The 4669-nt window shown below is 72.3% G+C and carries 6 protein-coding genes; 4 read left to right on the top strand and 2 right to left on the bottom strand.

From position 1 onward, the window contains the following. Both ACIQOV_RS28390 and ACIQOV_RS28385 read right to left on the bottom strand, forming a co-directional pair. The coding region (locus ACIQOV_RS28390; protein ID WP_401053276.1) for an AAA family ATPase at window positions 1-844 on the bottom strand (844 nt) is incomplete at its 3' end. Window positions 845-1124: 280 nt separating this feature from the next. Further along, complete coding sequence (locus tag ACIQOV_RS28385; RefSeq protein WP_401053274.1) at window positions 1125-2258, bottom strand: hypothetical protein; 1134 nt, start codon at window positions 2256-2258, stop codon at window positions 1125-1127. A 340-nt stretch (window positions 2259-2598) separates the two neighbouring features. On the opposite strand from ACIQOV_RS28385, the gene ACIQOV_RS28380 reads away from it, so the two are divergent. The 4 genes from ACIQOV_RS28380 (at window position 2599) to ACIQOV_RS28365 (ending at window position 4416) form a co-directional block, all read left to right on the top strand. After that, on the top strand, window positions 2599-3102 hold the full coding sequence (locus ACIQOV_RS28380; RefSeq protein WP_401053272.1) for a hypothetical protein: 504 nt from the start codon (window positions 2599-2601) through the stop codon (window positions 3100-3102). Window positions 3103-3143: 41 nt separating this feature from the next. Further along, a complete protein-coding gene (locus ACIQOV_RS28375) occupies window positions 3144-3584 on the top strand; it encodes a hypothetical protein (RefSeq protein WP_401053270.1) in 441 nt (146 codons plus the stop codon). A 34-nt stretch (window positions 3585-3618) separates the two neighbouring features. Next, complete coding sequence (locus tag ACIQOV_RS28370; protein WP_401053268.1) at window positions 3619-3864, top strand: hypothetical protein; 246 nt, start codon at window positions 3619-3621, stop codon at window positions 3862-3864. A 114-nt stretch (window positions 3865-3978) separates the two neighbouring features. After that, window positions 3979-4416 carry a hypothetical protein gene (locus tag ACIQOV_RS28365; protein WP_401053266.1) on the top strand — a complete coding sequence of 146 codons (438 nt, stop codon included), beginning with the start codon at window positions 3979-3981 and terminating at the stop codon, window positions 4414-4416. Window positions 4417-4669: the final 253 nt, after the last annotated feature.

Here is a 4669-nt window from a genome sequence, read left to right as displayed (position 1 = left end):
CCTGGCATGGGGAGGGGGTGCGCTCGGCGAGGATGCGGCCGAGGAGTCGTGCCTGTGGTGGGTGGAGGAAGGCTTCGGGCTCGTCGATGACGATGACGGGTGTGGGGCGCACGAGTGAGTGGAGGAGGAGGTTGACGAAGCTGCGGAAGCCGTCGCCCTGGGCCGCAACTCCAGGCAGGGCCCTGTAGGCGTCCCAGTACTCGTAGGAGGCGGGGTCCGCGTCGATGGGGAGTTCCGGGTCGCCGATAGTGAGCCGAAGACCCTGCTCGTCGTAGCGATTCATCGAGATCGGGGTGCCGAAGGCACTCTCGATGAGCCGGGAGAACTCCGCGAGCGCCGACGGCTCGGACCTGAGGTACTGGGTGGGGTGGGACGGCGGGTGCATCCGGTTCAGCTGGCTGGAGCTCGTCTGGTCCTGCAGCCGGTCGCCAGTCCACTGGGTCGACAACAGCAGAGAAGCGATCTGTCCGTAGGTACGGCTGTTCCAGTGCGTTGCCAGCATGTGCCCCGGGATTCCCAATTCGGTCATCGGGGTGACATTGCGGTTTTGCAGAGGATAGTACGGTTCACCGTTGTCCGGCCGGACGCGGGGCACCATTCCGACGCTGTGCAGGTATTGAAGGAAATCATCGGGTGTTCCCTCGCCCTCGACTTCCATTTGGCTCAGCCAGTGGGTCGTGGAGGCCGGTCCGGGGTAGCTGGCAAGACGGCTGGCAATTTCTCCCAGCAGCTGGGATTTCCCACTGTTGTTGGGGCCGATGAACACCGTCATCCCGTTCGCCGGGGGAGAAACGACGGTGCCATCGGTGAGGGTCATCTTGTCGACGCGAAACGAGAACGCCACGGTTGATCCCTTGCTCATGCTTTTGCGGGGGCGCCACGGTACCGCGAGACACTGACTCTCCGGCAGGGGTTTCAGAGGTCAGCGAGCTGGGGTTCCGGTCAGGGGGTGTCGCCGGCCCAGTCCCAGCGGGACGGAGCCCCGGGCCGGGGCTCGTAGTGGGCGCGCCCGCTGGCACCGTCCCCCTGGGACCCGCCAGGCCGTCCTGACGGCGCAACCGGAGCTGGTCCGGCGTGGGCCAGCCGCGCCGATCCGGTACGCGTCGGCGCACGCGGTGGGCGGGTCACTCGTGTACGCGCGGGAGCGGCCGGGCTGGATCGGGGGCGGCGAGGCCCTGGTCGAGCGCCAGGCGCAGCAGGGTGACGGCGTCGTCGGCGTTGGTCGACACCCAGGGCCTGCTGTTGGCGGCATCAACGACCAGGCGGCCGTCGATGAGGACCGCCCAGTGGCCGCGGTCGTCGTAGAGCTCGGTCCAGCCGGCCGGGCAGCCGCGCCGTTCGAGGGCCTGGACGCCGGGCTTGCCGGGCCAGGTGAGGTGGACCAGGCCGTCGCCGAGGGCGTAGTCGCGGTGCGCTTCGCCCAGGCCGCGGTCGGTGGGCGGCGTCCAGCCGGTGGTCCGGCCCAGCACCAACTTGGGTATCGGCGCCTCGCCGGGGAGTCCGGCCGCAGCGACTGGAGCGACCAGAGCCGCGGGGTGGCCGGCGGCGGCGCGGTGGTGGTCGGCCCGGTGGAGCACGTCCAGGGCGAGGTCGGCGGTGGTTTCGCCCCGGGGCGTTTTCGGCGCGGCCGGGCGGGCCGTCGACGCCGCGCTATTTTCGCCTCGGGGCGTTTCACCGGTACCGGAGGGGTCGCGGAGCGGGACCGGGAAATCGCGCCGGTCCGTTTTCTGGTCGCCGGGAGCGGCGTCCGGCAGGTTCCACTCCTCCCTGATCCGCGCCTCGGTGCGGGCGTCGGCGTCCAGGCCGGGCCAGCGGACCGCGTCCCGCACGTCCCGGGCGCTGGTGACCAGGCGTGAGGCGAGGGCATAGATCTGCCGGGACAGCTCCGTGTGGGCACCCATCGGGTCGTCGTCCACGGCGGCCAGGAAGGCCTCGGTGCGCTTGCGGATCGCGTCGGCGGCGCCGAGCACCCGCTGCCGCTCCACCGGCAGCCCGGCTGCGGGCCGCTCCTGCGGCGTGGCGGCGGCAGCGGCGGGTTTGGCCGGGCCGGGCAGCCCCACGGCGGTCCGGGCCTTGACCCGCACCCGGTCGGCGCGGCTCTTGCACGCCTGCGAGTGGTACCTCAAGCGGCGGCCCCGTCCTTCGCGCGGCGGCAGCGGCTCCTCGCAATCCGGCCCCTCACAGCGCGCGCCCTCGACCTGGTCGCCGTCCAGATCGAACAGCGCCACCTCGCCATTTCGCCCCGGTTCGTTTTCCATGGCGTGATCGTAACCAGGCGCGGCAGCCGAATTTCGCCCCGGGGCGCTTCGCCTCCCGGCGTCCGAGCCGGTCGCTGCCGGGAATTTCGCACCGCTCCGGATTCCGCGCCGGGCCGCCCGCGTGCGGGTTGTCCCGCCCCCGCATGCGCCCGCCAGCCGTGTGTCCCGCATGTTGTCCCGCCCAGCGCGCTTCGCACGCGCAGGTTGTCCCCGCTGCGCAGCGCTGCACCTGGTGCGGCAAGGGTCGCCTGGCTGCACGGAAATGCAGCAGCGTCCGGTGTAGCAAGGTCATCCTCGCTGCACCCGTGACTGTCCGGTCCCGCTCGCGGTTGCACCCGGTATGACGACCTTGCCGACCGCCCCGCTGCTGCTCCACACCCCGGCCCTCGACGAGGCCAAAGCCCCCAAGGACCAGGTGCAGCGCGCGGCCGAGCTGGCGGCGCTGCACCGGGCGGCCGGCGCGGGGGAGGCGGCGGCCGCGTGGGTGCGCGAGCTGGCCGGCCACCAGGGCGAGGAGGACCACGGCCGACTGCTGGAGCGGGTGGCCGAGGCGATCGCCCAGGCGAGCAGTCGCGAGATCATCCCGGGCAGCAACGGTCTGCTGACCGAGGAGTTGCGCTGCACGCTGGCGGCGGACGTGGTGCTCGGTGCCTCGCACACCACCGGCACGCTGCCCGAGCTCCACGCCGGCGAGCGGATGTCGCTGATCGCCGTCTGCGCGATCGCCGCCGCCATGCCGTCGTGCGTGCTCGGCGACCTGGCGCGCGAGCTCGAGGTGCTCGCCGCCGAGCTGGACGCCGCCACCGCGGCTGGCCGGGCCGCCTCCGAGGCGCTGGCCGGATGAGCAGGACCGCCCGGCGCGGGCTCGCCCCAGGTGCCGGACGTATGCTGTCCGCCACCATCCGCCCGCCGCGCACCTCGCCGCCGTGGTCGCCGGCCGCCGTCGAGGCCAAGCTGCACGCCGTCCTGGAGCTCTTCGAGCAGCGGGCGGAGCCGTGGCGGGAGGCGTTCGAGGACCTGGACGAGGATGTCCTCGCCGAGACCGCAGCAGAGGCCCGGGCGTTCGGCACCGACCCGGCTGGCGCCGTCGACCGGCTGGTGCGCGGCCTGCTGCTGGAGCTCGCCGACTGGCAGCAAGCGATCAGCGCTCTCGGCGCCGACCTCACCGCGGCCGCCCAGGACCGGCCGCTGCCCGAGCTGGCCGCCGACGCCGGCCGGACCGAGGACGTCCGCTGGCGCCGAGCGCGCGCCGCGCTGCTCGAGGCCGTCGCCCGCCACCACCACGGCCACCTGCCCACCGAGGCTGGCGGCGACCGGCCGTGGTGATCACAACCGCCCGGCGCGCGGAAGAATGAGCCGGGTGACCAGCACTCAGCCGCGCGGCATAGGCTCCCTGATCCCCACCCGCACCCAGGCTACGCCCGGCGAGAAGGCGGCCGCCCAGCTCGCGCACCTGCGCACCGCGACCGTCCCCGTGCCGGTCCTCGCCGCGGCCGCCGAGCTGATCGCCCCGCAGCTCGAAGACCCGGACCCGGCCACCCGCGACGCCGCCAGCGCCGTCCACGCCCGCCTGCTCGCCGCCATCGAGGACTCCGGCGCCGACTGACCCATCCCATCGAAGTTTGACGAGTCTCGACGGAGTTTGACCGCCCCTTCTATCTGGCAGATGGATTCGTGCGAACTCCGACGCGGGTTCCGAGCAGTGCCCTACCCTACGGCCATGGACATCGAGCTGACCGATGATGAGCATCTGCGGGCACTGGCCGTACTGGAGGCCGTCGTCAAGAACGATGCCGATGCCCTGGGGGTCCTGGCGGGCAATGCCGGCGAGCGCCCGCTGCCTGGGTTGCTCGCCGCCTACGGGCAGCACACGCTCCACCGCATCCTGATCGCCGCATTCGGCATCGACGCCACCATGGACCACGACGAAACGGGCCGACTGGTCGCCGAGATCAACGGCGATCCGATGGCCCGCATGGTCTTCGTCCTGACCGATGCCCTGCACAACCAGGCCGCTCTCGCAGGCGACGGCCCCGCCAATGCGAAGCTGGTCGCCCGCTCCATCCTCCTGGCGATTCACGCGCTCACCGACGCCGACGACCACGACGCCCTGACCCTGCTGCGCGCGCTGCGCAACGAGGTCCTCCGGGCCGGATGAGCCGTCGAAGATGACCGCCCCGACCGGTAGCCGCCGATGTGCCGGTCCTTGTCCCAGCACCCCTGCGGCATGCTCCCACCAGGCAAATCAGGGTGGGACAGTCCTAGGACCGTCCCAGCAAAAACCCGAAACCGGACACTCCGAGACACAGCTGGGACAGCCCCGTCCCAGCCCGGCGGACCGGCCAATGGGACAGGCCGGACACAGAGGGCGGGTCGACAGGGGAGGGACACAGCCCGGCACAGAACGCGGC

The sequence above is a fragment of the Kitasatospora sp. NPDC091257 genome (genome assembly GCF_044757675.1).
Taxonomy (GTDB): domain Bacteria; phylum Actinomycetota; class Actinomycetes; order Streptomycetales; family Streptomycetaceae; genus Kitasatospora; species Kitasatospora lactacystinica.
This window is presented reverse-complemented; position numbering and strand designations above follow the sequence as displayed.